Annotated in this window: 15 protein-coding genes and 1 pseudogene; 9 read left to right on the forward strand and 7 right to left on the reverse strand. The window is 32.7% G+C overall.

The annotated features are described in order from the left end of the window. Window positions 1-38: 38 nt before the first annotated feature. A complete protein-coding gene (locus ACP6PK_RS29320) occupies window positions 39-2,513 on the reverse strand; it encodes an ATP-binding protein (RefSeq protein WP_426564991.1) in 2,475 nt (824 codons plus the stop codon). Window positions 2,514-3,255: 742 nt separating this feature from the next. Here ACP6PK_RS29320 and ACP6PK_RS29325 point away from each other — a divergent pair. Then, window positions 3,256-3,387 (forward strand): hypothetical protein, encoded by a 132-nt coding sequence (locus tag ACP6PK_RS29325; RefSeq protein WP_256386455.1) that lies wholly within the window; start codon window positions 3,256-3,258, stop codon window positions 3,385-3,387. 188 nt (window positions 3,388-3,575) lie between these two features. Further along, window positions 3,576-3,971 (forward strand): hypothetical protein, encoded by a 396-nt coding sequence (locus tag ACP6PK_RS29330; RefSeq protein WP_426564993.1) that lies wholly within the window; start codon window positions 3,576-3,578, stop codon window positions 3,969-3,971. A 266-nt stretch (window positions 3,972-4,237) separates the two neighbouring features. Here ACP6PK_RS29330 and ACP6PK_RS29335 read toward each other — a convergent pair whose 3' ends face one another. Next, complete coding sequence (locus ACP6PK_RS29335; protein ID WP_426564995.1) at window positions 4,238-5,140, reverse strand: DMT family transporter; 903 nt, start codon at window positions 5,138-5,140, stop codon at window positions 4,238-4,240. A gap of 236 nt (window positions 5,141-5,376) precedes the next feature. On the opposite strand from ACP6PK_RS29335, the gene ACP6PK_RS29340 reads away from it, so the two are divergent. From ACP6PK_RS29340 to ACP6PK_RS29350, 3 genes are all read left to right on the forward strand, one after another. After that, window positions 5,377-6,405 carry a hemolysin family protein gene (locus ACP6PK_RS29340; RefSeq protein WP_426564997.1) on the forward strand — a complete coding sequence of 343 codons (1,029 nt, stop codon included), beginning with the start codon at window positions 5,377-5,379 and terminating at the stop codon, window positions 6,403-6,405. Window positions 6,406-6,838: 433 nt separating this feature from the next. Then, window positions 6,839-7,642 carry an SDR family oxidoreductase gene (locus ACP6PK_RS29345; protein ID WP_426564999.1) on the forward strand — a complete coding sequence of 268 codons (804 nt, stop codon included), beginning with the start codon at window positions 6,839-6,841 and terminating at the stop codon, window positions 7,640-7,642. 73 nt (window positions 7,643-7,715) lie between these two features. Next, window positions 7,716-9,425 carry a GIY-YIG nuclease family protein gene (locus ACP6PK_RS29350; protein WP_426565001.1) on the forward strand — a complete coding sequence of 570 codons (1,710 nt, stop codon included), beginning with the start codon at window positions 7,716-7,718 and terminating at the stop codon, window positions 9,423-9,425. A gap of 88 nt (window positions 9,426-9,513) precedes the next feature. On the opposite strand, the gene ACP6PK_RS29355 is transcribed toward ACP6PK_RS29350, so the two are convergent. Next, a complete protein-coding gene (locus tag ACP6PK_RS29355) occupies window positions 9,514-9,639 on the reverse strand; it encodes a hypothetical protein (protein ID WP_426565003.1) in 126 nt (41 codons plus the stop codon). A 41-nt stretch (window positions 9,640-9,680) separates the two neighbouring features. On the opposite strand from ACP6PK_RS29355, the gene ACP6PK_RS29360 reads away from it, so the two are divergent. Further along, window positions 9,681-9,887, forward strand: a complete 207-nt coding sequence (locus ACP6PK_RS29360; protein WP_426565005.1) for an aldo/keto reductase — start codon at window positions 9,681-9,683, stop codon at window positions 9,885-9,887. Here ACP6PK_RS29360 and ACP6PK_RS29365 read toward each other — a convergent pair. The 4 genes and pseudogenes from ACP6PK_RS29365 to ACP6PK_RS31710 form a co-directional block, all read right to left on the reverse strand. Continuing rightward, window positions 9,884-11,167 carry a Vgb family protein gene (locus ACP6PK_RS29365; RefSeq protein ID WP_426565007.1) on the reverse strand — a complete coding sequence of 428 codons (1,284 nt, stop codon included), beginning with the start codon at window positions 11,165-11,167 and terminating at the stop codon, window positions 9,884-9,886. The two genes, ACP6PK_RS29360 and ACP6PK_RS29365, sit on opposite strands and share 4 nt — an antisense overlap. A 162-nt stretch (window positions 11,168-11,329) precedes the next feature. Then, window positions 11,330-11,989: a type II restriction-modification system restriction endonuclease gene (locus ACP6PK_RS29370; RefSeq protein ID WP_426565009.1), complete on the reverse strand. Its 660-nt coding sequence runs from the start codon at window positions 11,987-11,989 to the stop codon at window positions 11,330-11,332. Window positions 11,990-12,009: 20 nt separating this feature from the next. Continuing rightward, a complete protein-coding gene (locus ACP6PK_RS29375) occupies window positions 12,010-13,182 on the reverse strand; it encodes a DNA cytosine methyltransferase (protein WP_426565011.1) in 1,173 nt (390 codons plus the stop codon). A gap of 13 nt (window positions 13,183-13,195) precedes the next feature. Beyond that, window positions 13,196-13,393 (reverse strand): annotated as a pseudogene (locus tag ACP6PK_RS31710) (hypothetical protein); the annotation flags it as partial. A gap of 150 nt (window positions 13,394-13,543) precedes the next feature. On the opposite strand from ACP6PK_RS31710, the gene ACP6PK_RS29380 reads away from it, so the two are divergent. From ACP6PK_RS29380 to ACP6PK_RS29390, 3 genes are all read left to right on the forward strand, one after another. Next, the gene (locus ACP6PK_RS29380; protein ID WP_094671723.1) at window positions 13,544-14,050 is read left to right on the forward strand and encodes a hypothetical protein; all 507 of its coding nucleotides are present in this window, start codon (window positions 13,544-13,546) and stop codon (window positions 14,048-14,050) included. A 154-nt stretch (window positions 14,051-14,204) separates the two neighbouring features. Beyond that, the gene (locus ACP6PK_RS29385; protein WP_426565013.1) at window positions 14,205-15,488 is read left to right on the forward strand and encodes a hypothetical protein; all 1,284 of its coding nucleotides are present in this window, start codon (window positions 14,205-14,207) and stop codon (window positions 15,486-15,488) included. A gap of 619 nt (window positions 15,489-16,107) precedes the next feature. Beyond that, the gene (locus ACP6PK_RS29390; protein WP_094677906.1) at window positions 16,108-16,518 is read left to right on the forward strand and encodes a type II toxin-antitoxin system VapC family toxin; all 411 of its coding nucleotides are present in this window, start codon (window positions 16,108-16,110) and stop codon (window positions 16,516-16,518) included. Window positions 16,519-16,631 lie beyond the last annotated feature (113 nt).

Below are 16,631 nucleotides of genomic sequence, written 5' to 3' on the forward strand. Positions count from 1 at the left end.
AGAAAGGGTTAAATCAGGGTCTGAAATTTCCGAGTATTCTATTGAATAGGAATCTCAATTATAAACTCAGTTCCTTCTCCTAATTGAGAATTACAAAAGATACGACCACCATGTTTTTCCACCACAATTTGATAACTAATTGACAACCCAATACCAGTACCTTTACCTACCGGTTTTGTAGTAAAGAAAGGGTTAAATATTTGTTGCTGTACTTCTTCTGTCATCCCCGTACCATTATCAGAGATGCTAATACTAACAAATGTTTTTTCTCTAACTTCTGTTTGAATTTTAATTGTGGGAATTTCCTCTTCATTTGATTGATAAAATTTCCCTTTTGCTTGTGCTTCTTCCAGAGCATCAATTGCATTTGCCACAATATTCATCAATACTTGGTTTAACTGACTCACATAACAATCTACCAGAGGAATATTCCCATATTGTTTAATTAAACTAATCTCTTTCCCAACTTTAGGAGTAAGTCGATTATTAAGTATGAGTAAAGTGCTATCTATTCCTTCGTGAATATTAACTAGCTTCATTTCTGATTCATCAAGTCTGGAAAAATTGCGTAATGACTTGACAATTTCACGAATCCGCTCTGTACCTACCTTCATAGATTTTAATAGTTGAGGCAGGTCTTCCATAATAAATTCTACATCTATTTCTTCACTTTCTGCTTCAATTTCTGCCACAGGAGGATGATAATGCTTTTGATATAGTTTAATCATTTGCATTAGTTCACAGGCATAATTATTTGCATATTCAATATTGCCATAGATAAAATTAACAGGGTTATTAATTTCATGGGCAATACCTGCTACTAATTGCCCTAAACTAGACATTTTTTCACTTTGGATTAATTGTGTCTGAGTCAATTGTAATTTTCTTAATGTTTGTTCTAATTGAGCCGATTTTTCTCTTTCTCTTACTTCTGACTTTTGCAATGCAGAATTGAATTTTGCTAGTTCATCTGCTTGTTTAAGTACAATTTTAATAATCGCATTTCTTAGTTCCAATGCAACATCTATTTCACACTTTTTCCAAGGTACAGATGTTAGTTTAACAATTTCTTTCCACAGTTCAAATGATTTCCGAGGACATAATCGAATGTCGCCATTAGACTCTGTTTCTGTAACTGGTTTAGGATCTCCAGCCCAATCAATAGTTTGAATGAATTCTGGTCGAAACCACAAAATATAAATTCTTTGAGCTGAAGATATTGAAAGTGCTAGTAAACCACTAGCTACATCTTTATATTCTCGAAATTTTTCATAACTTCTAGGCAAAGAATCTGTAGAAAAAAATTCTTGATTAAACTGTTTTTCTATCTCTGGGATTAATTCTTGAATAGCTATTAATGGTGGAGTTTTACCTACTAGATGAAAATGGTCTCCAGAAATTACGACGGCTCCTTCAGCACTGACTAAATTTAGGAGTTGATTTTGACATTCAACTAAGGCATCAATAAAATTTGATGAAGTTGAAATATCTTCAATAATTTTACTCTTGACTGACTTTAACTCTAACCGATAATTATAGTCTTCGTTATTTTCTTGATAAGGAATTTCTAGAGACATTGTTTGTCCTAAAAATTCGCACGCTGCTCTTAATTCATAGGGCACATATTTCGGTGAATTATGATGACAAGCAATTAAACCCCATAATTTTTTATTTTTGAGCAAAGATATAGACATAGAAGCACCGACACCCATATTTTTTAAATATTCGATGTGGCAAGGTGAGACACTTCTTAAAACAGAATAAGTTAAGTCAATAGATTCATTAGTAATTGGATTATTTCTTGGTAAAATTTCTACAGGTTGAGAATTAACATCTGCAATTAATCTGAGCCAATTTACCTGAAAGATTTTTCTAGCTTGAGGTGGAATATCTAGACTTGGATAATTTAATCCTAATAGTGGTTCTAGGGTTTCTATTTTGTCTTCAGCAATTACAAAACCACTATTTTGAGAATCAAATTTATATACCATTACTCTGTCAAAGCCTGTAATTTTTCTGATTTCTTCTACAATTATTTGAGATAAATTTTTCAAATTAGAAGCACCTTGCATTTTTGATGCTGCTTCTCTGACAGAATGATAGAAGTTTAAAAATGAAAGATTTTCTTGAGATATGGCTGGCTCTAATTCAAGAATTAAAAAATTTTCCGAATGATGAATTATTCCATCAAAAACTAAAAGTTTATCTCTACTTTTAACTGATAATTTGACAGGATTTACTGTTTTTAATACAGGATTATTTTCTAAGCTTTTTCTAAGTGTATCGATTTGATTTTGGTCGAGAAAGTCGCTTAAGTTTTGATTTAGTAATTTTTGAGCGGGTATGCCAAATAGTTCAAAAGTATTATTACTTACCTGTAAAATTTTTAATTCCGGTTCTTTTAAAACAAATAATATGCCGTGAGGTTGAATGTGACCCGACAAATGAATTTGTTCTTGATATTGGTTAGCTAAATCTCCTTGATTTGCTTGACTAATTTGGTTACTGTTCATATTAGTAAAAAAATTGGAATTACTGTTACAGGATTAATGACGATACCCCTGAATATTTAGGATTTGTTTATACTCTTCTATATTTTTAAATGTAAGAGATTGAATTTCTCAGAAAATATAAAAAGGAGATAGGGAATAAGGAGGAAGAAATCAAGACAACTATTCGTCACTTAAAAATCTAGGAATATATGTACCGAATACTTCTCTATCTAACATATTTCAATCTCTTTAAGTCTTACCCCTTTCAGATTTTAATCACTCAAATGCTCTCTTAATACTTATTTTACAAACAGTCTCTAATGTGGCAATTTACTTATAAGTAGGTAGGCAAAATTAAACTTAAAATAATTACAACAAGTGAATTGACTAAAAGTATTCTGTACTTCGCCAATCCAATACCTCCCCTACCTGATTCCTCCAATTCAAATAATTTTAATTATGAGTAGATACTTAAATAGTAGATAATAGGGAATAGGGAATAGGCAACAAAGAATAAGGATAAAGATTGTCCACTAGAAAAAACTGTGTTTTTCATAACTAAAATACATTTATTCAATCTATTTTTGACTATAATAGATTTTTTTTGATAGTATACATACAGTAACTTTAAAAATTCCTTAATTTCCTTGATTTTTTGGGCTAGCTTAACATTTTTTTATAAATCTTAATATAATCACATAGTAGTTCATAACATATTAGGTATAATTACTAAAATCCCTTGACTAAATGAACTAGGAAGTACATGGAAACAACTGACTGGGAAACTGTAATTCCTGCTGGAATGGCAATTACTATCTTTCTTGGAGGAATGCTAATGATGTTTACTAATTTTTGGACTGATTCAGTTAAAAAAAAGGAAAAAACAAAAAAATAAAAAGCTGTTTTCTGAGTTTTGATATGACCAAGAAATAAGGTCTCAAGCCTCCTCTTTAAAGGGGATAAAAAAAGAAAATTCAGCATTTCGAGCATTCTACTTTAGTAGGAGGTACTGATAACTGATAGCTGAAATGACACTCCAATAAAAGTATAGAATTAATCAACCATTAAAGAGAAATTTACAAAATGTTCGACTTCAATAACATAATCGAATTTTCACACCTATATTGTGTAGCAATTTGTGGATTTCTAGTACCTATGAATGTACTAGCAAGTTTACAGCCAATAATTTTTACAGTCCTCCATCGACCCAAAAAACAAATTAACTTAATGGCATTAGTCGCCAGTTTTTATGCTTTAATGATTATCCTTCATGTGGGAAGCTGGTTTATTGTCGGAGTAGTTAGAATCCAAACATTCATTCTTTTATTATTTGCTGGCTGTTCTTTAATTACAAATATTTGGGCAGTTAGTCATGGTTCTAGTATGAGAGCAACTATTCAATTTTTACAACAGTTTATAGTTAAAATTGTTAAGGGTATAACTTTCCAAAATCAACAGATTATTCCAGAAACAAAATAGGATTTTCTCAGAATAATGTAGGGATTAGTTTAAGTTTTTTTGATAAGCATTTAGCTATTAGCATCCAGCTAGCCTCCTAGGTCGTAACTGCGTTAACAGCTTTTTAAGTTTGGGAACCTCCTGTTCTATAACCAGAATACTTTAGGCTGGGTTAAAGTCCTCTTATAAAGATAGAAAATTGATCGGGAATTTGACAGTAACTTTGTAACTCTCCTTCAATTTCTTAGCTGATGGCTGATGGCTGATGGCTGAATGCTTACATATCTCTATTTTTGTTGAGAACCTACCGCAGAAATTGCCACTCCAACTAATAAAATAACTGCTCCCAATAAAACAATTAGAGAAGGCATCTCGCCGAACAATAAATAACCTAAAAAACTCGCTCCAACAGGTTCAAATAAAATTGCCAAAGTAACTAAAGTAGGAGAAACCCAACGCACTGCCCAATTCAAACTTGTATGTCCTATTAATTGAGGCAGTAACGCCATTAATAATAAATAAAAATAGACTAAACCAGAATAGCCAAAGTAGCCAACACCCGAAAAGAACGGAATAGGCAATAATACAATTGCAGCTACACTATAAACTACAACAATATAGCCCCCAAGACCAAAACCCTTGGTTTGAGCTTCACGTCCCAGAAGCATATAGAAACTAATTGTCCAAGCGCCCATGAGAGCTAAAAAATTTCCCAGAAGAGGGTTAGTACCCGTAGTTGCCCCACCAATATCTGCTAAACCAATCGTTAGTCCTCCAGTTATAGCTACTATTATGCCAATAACTGTCTGGCGAGAAAGTCTTTCCTTGAACCACCACCATGACAATAAAGCTACCCAGATGGGGTTAGTTGTTACGAGAGTAGTCGAAGCTGCGATCGAAGTATAAGATAAAGAAGTAATCCAAAGAGAAAAATGAGCTGCAAGACAAACTCCTGCTGTTCCTGCATAGAATATTGCCCCTGCTTGGAGATTTTGCCACTGAATTTTTGACCATGTTGGTACTAATAATAAAGAGGCGATCGCCACTCGCGAAGCAGCTATTACCAGACTAAACCCTACCCCACTCATTCCCGCAGATCGACTTACCAACCTAATTAATATTGCACCAGTAGAGATTGCCAAAACACCGATAGTTAGAACTAATATAATTAACCAGTTAGAAGGTTTCATAAGTCAATAAAAAATGGTATTATTGAGTTTATCCAATTGTAAGCATTCAGCTAGCTCGTGGTCAGCTCTTAGCTTTTTAATAATGGGAGGTAGTTTGAGATGAATATAGATTTTAACAACTTTTGTAGTAAGATTTTATTCTAGGTCAATTAATATAGCTTTAAACCTATATCAAAAATCATAGCTGATAGCTGATAGCTGACGGCTAAATGCTTACATCCAATTATTAGTTGAGTATGCTCAAGCTAACTATTATAGTCTTAATTATTCTCATAGGTTCTGCCCTTTGTTCTGCTACTGAAACAGCTTTACTTTCAGTTTCTCCTATTAAAGTACAACAGTTAGCACAGTCTAAAAAAACAACAGCATTAGCACTGTGGGCAATTAAGAGAAAAATTAACCGCCCCATTGCTACTGTTGTGATTATTAATAACATTTTTAATATTGTTGGCAGTATCTTAATTGGTAATATTGCAGCTTCAGTTTTAGGGAATGCTTGGTTGGGAGTTTTTTCTGCTATTTTGACATTTTTAGTAATAGTTTTTGGCGAAATTATTCCTAAAACTTTAGGGGAACGCTATGCCATGAGATTTGCTTTAACTATAGCTTTACCTGTACAGGGATTAACTTTTATTTTTACTCCCATAGTCTGGTTAATGGAAAAAATTACATCACCTTTTACTCAAGGAAAAAAATTACCTACTACTAATGAAGCAGAAATCATGTTTTTGACTAGAATAGGATATCAGGAGGGAGTAATTGAAGGTGATGAAGCTGAAATGATTAGCAGAGTATTTCGGCTAAATGATAAAAGTTCATTTGACATTATGACTCCTCGAATAGCAACTACTTATTTAGATAGTAATTCCACTTTAGCTGAGGTAAAGTCAGATATTATTAGTTCTCAACATAGCCGAATTATTGTAATTGGAGATTCTATTGATGATGTACTTGGTATGGTCTTGAAACATGAATTACTTAAGGCTTTGATTGAAGGAAAAGATAATCAAAAAATTGCTGATTTTATGCGAGATGTTAGGTTTATTCCAGATACATTGAGGGTAGATTTATTATTGAAAGAATTTCAAAAATATCGTCAACATTTGATGGTTGTTTTAGATGAATATGGGGGAATGTCGGGAGTGGTAAGTTTAGAGGATGTGTTGGAAGAATTAACTGGTGAAATTGTGGATGAAACTGATAAAAGTGTTGACTTACAAGTTGTGGCAAGAATGAGAGGAAGGATAAAATTAAAGGATGAGTAATTACAGTTATCAGTTAAGGGAATAGGGAATAGGGAATAGGGAATAGGGAGTAGTTAGGATTCAGAAGGAATGGGGAATTATAGAGTAGGTAGAATTCATTAATGGATAATGGATAATTGATAATTGATAATTGATAATTACCTCAAGAAAAACCGTAACGGAATTGAATATAAGGAAATATTATTTTTTTTTCCTTGAAAGGATCGGCTTTTAACCTGAATTATTTAATTATTCAGTAAGAATTGTCGGAGTGATTTTTCTCCAATTATTCTAGCCAAAATAATAACTTTTCCCGCTTTTTAGATAAACTTTTCTTTTACCTGAAAATTGTGTTAAACTAATTCTTATTCTTATAAACAGGACTTACTCACCCAAACAATAAACCGGATTTATGTAAGTCCTATCTAAAATTTTTAATATTCACAAAAAAATTATGCTGCCAACTGTTTTAATTACTGGTGCTTCTCAAGGTTGTGGTAGAGAAACAGCACTTTTATTTGCCAGAAAAGGATATAATGTTGTTTTAGCTGCTAGAAAGTTAGATAGATTAGCAGCAACAGCAAATGAAGTGAGAGAAATTGGTAAATCTGCTTTAGCTATTCCTACAGATGTTACTGATGCTGAACAAGTAGAATATTTGGTGCAAAAATCCATAGAATTCTATGAAAAAATTGATGTATTAGTTAATAATGCTGGTATCTGTTTAACTGGTGGAATGGAACATACAACTTTAGAGGATTTTCAACAGTTAATGAATGTCAATTTTTTCGGTTATGTGAATACAATTAAAGCTTTATTACCTCATTTTTTGTCAAGAAAATCAGGCACAATTGTTAATGTTGGTTCCTTTGGTGGAAAAATGCCTTTGCCAAATATGACTGCTTATTGTGCTAGTAAATATGCAGTTACTGGATTAACAGATACTTTACGTTTGGAATTAGAGTCAAAAGGAATTAATGTTAGTTCTGTACAACCAGGAGTTATTAATAGTGATTTTCTGGAGAGAGCGCAATTTCGAGGTGGGGATAATTCGGGAGTAGAAGCTAGTCGCCAACAAATGAGTTCTGTTTTAGAATCTAATTTTGTTAGTCAGCCAAAAGATATTGCTGAAACTATCTGGAATGTTGTTAAAAATAAGCAGTCTGAAGTAGTAGTAGGTCCTGCTGTTTTAGCAACAGAAACTTATCGGTTATTTCCTGGTTTGGTTCAGTTTATGATGGGGAAAAGTTTACAGTAGTTAATAATGAAATATTTGGATTTAATTTTATATTTATATATAAAATTAAATCAGAACAATAGATATAAAAATTATGCCAAAAAAGAAAACAAAGGCAGAAATATTATCTGAATTTATTAAAGTTCATGGTGATTATTATGACTACTCTAAAGTGGAGTATGTAAACATATCAACTAAAATCAAAGTGATATGTCCTAAGCATGGATTATTTGAGATTACACCAGGTCATCATAAAAATGGTGTTGGATGTCGTAAATGTTATTTTGAGTCTCAAAAAATAACAAAAGAGGAATTTGTTAAAAGGTCACAAAAGCATTTTGGCGATCGCTATGATTATTCTCTTTTTAATACGCTTCCTCCTGCTGGTGAAATGGTAGAAATTTTATGTATTGAACATGGTGAAAAATTTTTACAAGACCCTAGAAGTCACATGAAAGGTCATACAGGATGTTCTAGATGTCAATCTCTGAAATTATCGGGTTCCATTGAAGATAGAGGGACAATAAAAAGTCAAGAAGAATTAACTCAAAAATTTATTAAACGCGCTCAAGAAATTCATGGAGATACTTATGATTACAGTAAGTTTGAATACATAAATTCCAGCACTAAGGGAAAAATTATATGTTCAATACATGGTGATTTTTTTCAAACTCCTAGCAACCATCTGAAGGGTACAAAATGTCCAAAATGTTCTATAGAAAAACAGAAAGAAAACTCTTTTAAAAAGTTATGCAATGAAAAAAATGTAAATTATTACAGAGCTTTAAAAAGACGAGCAGCAGGATTATCTGAAGAAAAAATATTTACAGAAGGTTTTGTTAGAAATACTCGTGAAATTAATCAAATAACTGTTTTTGGTGAAACTTATCCCAATTTGGAGGAAGCTATTAGGATTTTGCAACCTCCAGCTAGTAGTAGAACTATCAAAAGATGGATAAAAGAGGGAATAACACCAGAAGAAGCTTTTAAAAGAATACCTAATCCTGGATATGCTCAAGGATTAATATATTTAATAACTAATAAGATAACTGATAAAAAATATGTTGGGTTAACAGTTCAAAAATTAGAGCGTCGTTGGGAATATCATGTTCAGCAAGCAAGAGGTAATTACATAAAAAGTGATCAGTCTTTGCACGCTGCTATCAGAGAATATGGAGAAGATGCTTTTGAGATTAAAGCTATTGATAAAGGCACAACAAAAAAAGATTTAGAAGTTAAAGAACGTAAATGGATCGAGGAATTAAATACTTTAGTACCATACGGATATAATATATCTAAAGGAGGGGTTAGTGGTGGTTCTCATAAGAAACCTACTACGATAGATAATATCTGTTTTGAAAGTGTTAAAAAAGCTGCTGAATACTTAGCAAAATCAAGAAATATTTCTATCACAGCAGCGGAAAAAAGAATTCATACAGGTAGAGTAGATGTAAAAAAAACAGCAAAACCAGGACAAAGCTTAATCAAAACAAAAGCTTATAAAGCATGGAGTAGAATAATTCATGGAGCATTAAATCCCAAATCAAAAGAATACATACCTGATATTACTATTGATGAAAACTGGCGTGACTTCAATAATTTTTTTCGAGATGTTGGAAATCCACCTGAGCAGAATATGGCTTTTACTAGGTTTGATAAAAGTCAGGGATTTTTTCCAAGTAACTGTGGATGGTTAACAAAAAGTGAAGCTAGCAAGCTCAATGCTGCATATATGAAAAAAATAGGTAAACTGACTGGGAATAAAAAGAAAAATAAATTGAATGATATGGCTAGATTAAATTAGATTACAATGGTTACATTATTTAGGATCAAAACACAAAATGCAATACAAATTATTAGGAAAAAGTGGCTTAAGAGTATCCGAACTTTGTTTACACCGCTTTTGCTGATGGATAAACCACACCGTCATAACCAAAACCCAGTAGGGGCGAATCGCGTTTGCGCAGCATTCCGCAGAAATTCGCCCCTACTCCCCTACTCCCGTACGGACGTTGCATGCAACGTCCCTACCCCTACTCCCCTACTGTGGTCTACTGAAATGAAAAGCGCTGTAGGTACAATGACTTTTGGCGAAGACTGGGGTTGTGGTTCGTCTAAAGAAGAAAGCCAGAAAATTTACCAAGTCTTCCGCGAAGCTGGTGGTAATTTCATTGATACTGCTAATATTTACACAAATGGTACCAGTGAAAAATTTCTTGGTGAGTTTATTGCCCACAATTTTAGTCTAGACACGCTACTACACTAATTTTCCGCAGGAACGAAATTTAATGCTTGACCATTCAACTGAGGAAACTCAATCAACACATCAATAAAATCCCCCGTTGTACCATCAAAACGAACTACACTACCAGTACCAGTGCTACTAGCATAAAGATTACCATCCGGTCCGAAACCTAATCCCCTTGGCGCATCGAATCTTGGCACTCCCTCTGCATCCACACCAGCATCAAGGACATCTAATAACCCTCCCGTATTAATATCATAAACACGAACGGTACCTACAGAATCATCCTGACCAAAAGGAAACTCACTGCTAACATAAATATTACCATCCAAACCACTTATCACATCTAGAGGACTCAACTCAGGATCATTAACAAAACTAGGATCTAATACCTCACCCGTGATACCATCATATTGAATAATTGTACCACCGCCTCCACCTGTTGTCGGATCGGCACCATTTCCTAAATAAAAATTACCATCGGAACCGAATACAAAACCCCTGGGAAAATCTACTAATTCTGAGGGAATAAACTCATCAATAAAATCTCCTGTTTGACCATTAAAACGTAAAATTGCTCCTAAAGAACGCGCTCCTACATAATAATTATTATCCGGTCCAAAAACAGAACCTCCACCATTTAATTCAGGAAATTCTGTAAATGTTTCAATGAAATTTCCTGTAGTAGCATCGAAACGTAAAACATCATCATTTCCACCATTAATTAAAACAGTATTAGAGCCATCTATTTCTCGTACAATATCTCTAGGGTCAGTTAATCCTCCACCATTCGTAAATTCACTAATAAATCTACCAGTTAAACCATCAAAACGCAAAGCAGCACTATTTCCATTATTAGCAGCACTGGTAACAACAACATCAAATATTGTACCGACAAAATTTTGGGAAAATAACCGACCTTCGGCAATGCCAAAGTTAACAAAATGTTCTATGGCAGTTAATAAATTTTGTTGAACTGCATCAGCAACATCAATATTTTCTTGTAGATAAATATTGGTATTAAATTGAGGGTTGGGGTCACGATTTTCTAGTTGACCAACTTGAATAAAATGTTGAATAGGAGTAATTGAATTTTGTTGAACTAAGGGAACAACATCTGGATTATTGGTTAAATAAAAGTTAGTTTCAAAAAAAATACTAGGGTCTCGTCCTTCAAATTGACCGAATCGAATAAAGTGGTCGAAGCTACTTTGGATAATGCCATTATTTATTGCTTCTGCGACACCAGGGTTAGTATCTAAATAGAAGTTTTCATCAAACAGGTCAATAATTTCTAGCATGAGTCGTGTATTAATTAGGGGTTTTTAGTTATTTATACACAACTTTTTTCATTTGGCAAGTCTTTGTATTTTCTAGCTTTTGGAATAGCCATAATTGAATAAAGTTTGTGGAAAATTATAATTAAAAAGCTGATAGTTAATGCCTAATAGCTGACCGCTAAATTAATTCAGAATATTTTCTACTCCAACTACATTTCCTATTATTGCCTCATCAATAATTCTTCTATATTGTAATCTCCATTGCAAAGCATTAGAGATAGTAATATAACCCTGTTGTGGAGGTTGTCTAATTATTCTCTCAGCCAAAACTTCACGTCCTATTTCATCTAAAGGAAGATTACGGTCTTCCAAAAATCCTATTACATCATCTTGATTACCATTACGACTAATAATTTCTATTAAACCTCGTGTAGTTTGATAATCTCCTGTTCTTTCTTTTGCTACAAATATCGCGTTTTGAATATTTAAACTTGCTGCTCGTAATTCATGGTTATCTGTTTTTTCATACACAAAAACCAGTAGATTATAACCTAATCCATAAACTTTTTGACTAGCATCTCGAAACGGACAAGATGATTGTGGTTGTCGTATAGATGTCACCTTTAAATCTACTTCTAATTCCGGAAAATCTATGCCACTAGCTGCACTACCTGGAGTATATAAATACTTTTTTCCTAAATAGTTATTGAATGCTTGCTCTACATAAGTTCCTACTGCTTTACCATCGGTAATACCATACAAATCAGAAATTGGAGTAGCGCTTAAATCTCTAACAAAAATTGCTGCCTCATTTTTGAATAGTGATAGGGTAAGTTCTTTCATAAATATTGATAAATGTAGGATTAAAATAATGTTAACTGTTGCCAAGATTGATGCTTAAATCTAAAGTTTTGTTTTCCAATTCTTTGACAGATCCATTTTACACAATCTGGCACAACTGAATTACCATATAAAGCATATTGGTGATAAACTTTAGCAACTCGACACCAATTATCGGGAAATCCCATTAAACGAGCATATTCAATATTAGTTAAACGACGGAATTTATTACCGATTTGATATCTTTCATAATGCCTAGAAGTAGAAGCGGTTAATGTAGAAGTAACGCCATTAATGCCAAATATTGTATAGCCAAGACGCGCTCCTCCACCTTGGTTATATAATATTTCTACACCATTACAATATCTATTTACAGTTTTGCTATTTTTAATTCTTTCTAGGGTATCAGAAGTAAAATCAAATTGTGGATTTATTTCTGATTCATCTTGGAGAATATCTTTGAGTTTTTTTCTGGGTTTTACATCAGCCATTAAAGGTAAAGATTGACTAGACATTTGATTTTCATAAGCAATACCCCAGTGATGGTTTTTACTCTTGAAATTCATAATAGGCTGCATATATTTTTCTATTTCACTATTTTCATTCCAAGGTAAACTGTCAGTATCATTCTCTGTTAAAAATACAGAAAACTTTTCTAGAGACGGAAGTTTTTGAGTAGATTCAATATAAGTACCAAAAATAAAAATTCTGTCTCTGTTTTGGGGAATACCAAAATTTATCGGATTAATAATTCGCCATTCAATAAAATAGTCTAAGGAAGCAAGAGCATTTAAAATAATTCGGAAATGATGCCCTTTTTCCATTGTCAAAATTCTTTTAACATTTTCTAATAAAAAATATTTAGGTTTTTTAGCTTGGATTATTTCCACAATTCGTTCAAAAAGTGTTCCCCTGACTCTATCTCTAATTCCCATTTTTTTGCCCGCTTGACTAAATGGTTGACAGGGAAATCCTGCTGTTAAAATATCGTGTTCTGGAATTTCTGATAAATTAATTTGATTAATATCGTCTAATATTATTGAGCTACTACCAAAATTACTTTGATAAACTTGATAACAAAGTTCGCTAATATCATTAGCCCAAATAGTATCAATATTTGCAGCTTTCATTCCCAAGTGAAAACCACCTATTCCGGCAAATAATTCTATGGCTTTTAGGTTGTTGGTTTGAGTCAATTTATTATTTCCTTTAAATGAGTGATTTTTGATTTTGATTATTGGTCTGCAAATACAGTTTCAGCAAAGGTTGAATTGTCAACAAAGCATAACTATAACTTTCGCTTTTTTCAATTTTAACATGAGCCTCAGTAACATTACAGTTATTAGCTATTTCTGCGTATTTTTGACTATTCTCACCAATTTTTAAGATAGCTTGTTGCAGAGTATTTAAGTGTTTTCCCTATTGCGGAACTAATATATTTCGTCGATAATAAAAAAAAGGTTAAGACAGTTAATTATATTTCAGCTCATTCGGAGAGAAGAGATGAGAATAGCATTTTATCTTGCCAACAATTTTTATTAGTTAAAACCAGGAGAAATGAACAATAAAAACTTATCACCAGCCCAGGCAAATCTAAAAATGTCTCTCTGGCAAGTAGACGCAAATTCAATGACAAGTAGTGATATATATGTATGGTTAAATGACACTGGATTGCCTCCGGAAGTTACTATTAGACTGCACGAACTAATGACTTATACAAAGAAAGTAGGTAAAAAAGTCTTTGATATAGGCAAAATTATACTAATCAAAATTATTGAATTTGTCAAAGCACATCCTTTTTTAATTGTAGGTACAGGAATTGGTGCAACAGTAGGTGCTGCTGTAACTGCTTTAATCACTTCTATACCATTTTTAGGACAATTATTAGCACCTGTGGCAATGGCTTTAGGAATAACTATTACTGCTGTAGGTGCATTAGTTGGACATACATTAGATAAATCTTTTGAAGGTGTAGGTGAAGATTTATTTGAAATTGCTCAACAGTTTTTTCAATTATTAGCTGAAGTTTTCAATACAGTTTTCCGTAACGTTGTAATAGCTTAGATAGAAATATTAATTATAGCAATCCTAAATAGGTTGTAATATTTTATCGTAGGGGTTTGGTTTCCAAATCTGATTTGCGCTTGGGTTTGGAGACTAAACCGCTACAGTTTTTTTCACGAATCATTTCATATTGCTATATTATTTAGAGGTGAATATGAGTACAACTGAAAAACCAAATAAGGAACAAATTTTAAAAGCTATTGAACAATTAGAAAAAAATCCTAATGATAAATTAGCCATTTTGGGTGATGTTGGAATTACTGGACTTGGAGCAGTTGGTGTTGGAGCAGTTGCAGCAGTAGCAGGAACAACAACAGCTTCCATACCATTAGTTACAGCATTAACTGGAGTTGGCATGGTAGTTGCTGCACCTCTAGGTTTAATTGCTGGAGCTGCTTTTGCTGGTGGAGCTGCTGCTTATGGAATATCAAGACTGGTTAAAGGTGGCGGTTATAACGAAGGAAAACAACAAGAAATTCTCAAACGTTTGCAGGAACAAAAAGTAGAAATAGAAGCTAAAGAAAGAGGTTCTAATGTTGGAGATAGTGACAAGACAAATTTCATTCTTTTGTTGAAAGAACCCATTAGACTTGATTTAATTAGCTCAGAAGATGCTCAAGAATTAATTAATGCTGTAGAAACAGGTCAACTACCATTAAAAGAAGCTATTGAAATGGTTGAGGATATTGTTAAAAGTGAAGATATTCAAACAGAAATTCCTCAGCATTCTGGCAGTAAAGTACAGGAAGTAAAAGCTAATCAACTAGCTCCTCAAATTGAAGATAGTGACAAGAAAAAATTTGTTGTTTTGTTGAAAAAAACCATTAGCCTTAATTTAATTAGGAGAGAAAATGCTCAAGTATTAATTAATGCTGTAAAAATAGATCAAATCCCATTAAAAGAAGCTATTCAAATGGTTGAGGATATTCTAAAAAATAAAGATAATCAAACAGAAATTCCTCAGCATTCTGGCAGCAAAGTACAGGAAGTAAAAGCCAAGGAACAAGCTTCTAAAGTTGGAGATGGTGACAAGAAAAAATTCGTTGTTTTGTTGAAGAAAACTATTAGCCTTAATTTAATTAGCTCAGAAGATGCTCAAGAATTAATTAATGCTGTAGAAACAGATCAACTACCATTAAAAGAAGCTATTCAAATGGTTGAGGATATTCTAAAAAATAAAGATAATCAAACAGAAATTCCTCAGCATTCTGGCAGCAAAGTACAGGAAGTAAAAGCCAAGGAACAAGCTTCTAAAGTTGGAGATGGTGACAAGAAAAAATTCGTTGTTTTGTTGAAGAAAACTATTAGCCTTAATTTAATTAGCAGAGAAGATGCTAAAAAATTAATGAACGCTGTGGTTGATAAAGGTCAAATATCATTTCAAGAAGCAATTAAAATGCTTGACAAACTTGTGAAAAATAAAGCTTATCAAATTTGATACTTAAACTTTGCTTCTATCACCCGCCTTTTATTTTAGGAGGGTGATTTTTTTCGCCCAATTATTGCCACACTAAATCAAAAAATAAGGTATTATTTATATAGATAAACTGCATTTTCTTATTTTGCCCAGAAGTGAGAAATTTAAAAATACGTTTAATATCAAGTCCGGATGATTAGGTATAAATAAAATATTTGCTTTGGAGAGGATATATTTTAAATTTTCCCCTACTCCTCTACTCCCCTACTCCCTTACTATCTTAATTATAAGTGTTCAACCGAACATGATATAACCTACTCAGAAGAACAATTGTAAATGTCATATAAAATCAATATATCCCTTGAAAAAAAGAATCAAGCTATTTTGCGTCTTGCCCAGAAATTACAGATAAACAGTTTCAGGGAGATTCTCTAGATATTGTATTTGCAGAACTCAAAAAAGCCATCCAGTTTGAATTACAAACTCAGGCAGAAAAAAACAGCCAAAAAGTTAATCAACCTATCTGGAAAGTAGCAGAATCTCTAGTTCAAGATATGACAGAAGAAGAACTTAATCAACTCCCTATAGATGGAGCCAAACAACATGACAATTACATCTACGGTACAGCCAAAAAAGAAGAATGAAAACTATTTTTGCTGACACATTTTATTGGATAGCATTAATAAATCCTAGAGATAATTTGCATGACAAAGTTATTCAAATTAGTCAATCACTTCAACAGACAAAAATAGTGACAACGGAGGAGATATTGAATGAACTTTTAACTTTCTATGCTAACTTTGGAATTAAGCAACGACGACGCACAGTTAAGCTAGTTAAAAATATTATTGATCGCTCCGATATTTATGTAGTTGAACAAAGCCATAAATCGTTTTTATTAGGTCGAAGTTTATATGAAAATCGTCTTGATAAAGGGTATAGTTTAACAGATTGTATTTCTATGAACACGATGAACGAGCTAGAAATAAATGAAGTTTTAACCCATGATAGACATTTTTCTCAGGAAGGATTTATGATTTTACTGAGATAAACGGCTATATTTTACCAATGGGTAATTGATAATTAGAGATAGTTTTCATTATCCACTAATCAACTGTTTCCTAACAACAAGAAACTGAGTTAACGTTGATTTCCTATCAACAA

The organism is Dapis hubbardiae BLCC-M172 (genome assembly GCF_050016015.1).
Classification (GTDB): domain Bacteria; phylum Cyanobacteriota; class Cyanobacteriia; order Cyanobacteriales; family Microcoleaceae; genus Trichodesmium.

Excerpts from the sequence above, each read along its gene's own strand:
- ACP6PK_RS29335 (WP_426564995.1), bottom strand. The coding sequence starts at position 5,140 with ATGAAACCTTCTAACTGGTTAATTATATTAGTTCTAACTATCGGTGTT.
- ACP6PK_RS29385 (WP_426565013.1), top strand. The coding sequence starts at position 14,205 with ATGAGTACAACTGAAAAACCAAATAAGGAACAAATTTTAAAAGCTATT.
- ACP6PK_RS29355 (WP_426565003.1), bottom strand. The coding sequence starts at position 9,639 with ATGCAACGTCCGTACGGGAGTAGGGGAGTAGGGGCGAATTTCTGCGGA.
- ACP6PK_RS29330 (WP_426564993.1), top strand. The coding sequence starts at position 3,576 with ATGTTCGACTTCAATAACATAATCGAATTTTCACACCTATATTGTGTA.
- ACP6PK_RS29340 (WP_426564997.1), top strand. The coding sequence starts at position 5,377 with ATGCTCAAGCTAACTATTATAGTCTTAATTATTCTCATAGGTTCTGCC.
- ACP6PK_RS29370 (WP_426565009.1), bottom strand. The coding sequence starts at position 11,989 with ATGAAAGAACTTACCCTATCACTATTCAAAAATGAGGCAGCAATTTTT.
- ACP6PK_RS29325 (WP_256386455.1), top strand. The coding sequence starts at position 3,256 with ATGGAAACAACTGACTGGGAAACTGTAATTCCTGCTGGAATGGCAATT.
- ACP6PK_RS29380 (WP_094671723.1), top strand. The coding sequence starts at position 13,544 with ATGAACAATAAAAACTTATCACCAGCCCAGGCAAATCTAAAAATGTCT.
- ACP6PK_RS29345 (WP_426564999.1), top strand. The coding sequence starts at position 6,839 with ATGCTGCCAACTGTTTTAATTACTGGTGCTTCTCAAGGTTGTGGTAGA.
- ACP6PK_RS29360 (WP_426565005.1), top strand. The coding sequence starts at position 9,681 with ATGAAAAGCGCTGTAGGTACAATGACTTTTGGCGAAGACTGGGGTTGT.
- ACP6PK_RS29320 (WP_426564991.1), bottom strand. The coding sequence starts at position 2,513 with ATGAACAGTAACCAAATTAGTCAAGCAAATCAAGGAGATTTAGCTAAC.
- ACP6PK_RS29390 (WP_094677906.1), top strand. The coding sequence starts at position 16,108 with ATGAAAACTATTTTTGCTGACACATTTTATTGGATAGCATTAATAAAT.
- ACP6PK_RS29350 (WP_426565001.1), top strand. The coding sequence starts at position 7,716 with ATGCCAAAAAAGAAAACAAAGGCAGAAATATTATCTGAATTTATTAAA.
- ACP6PK_RS29365 (WP_426565007.1), bottom strand. The coding sequence starts at position 11,167 with ATGCTAGAAATTATTGACCTGTTTGATGAAAACTTCTATTTAGATACT.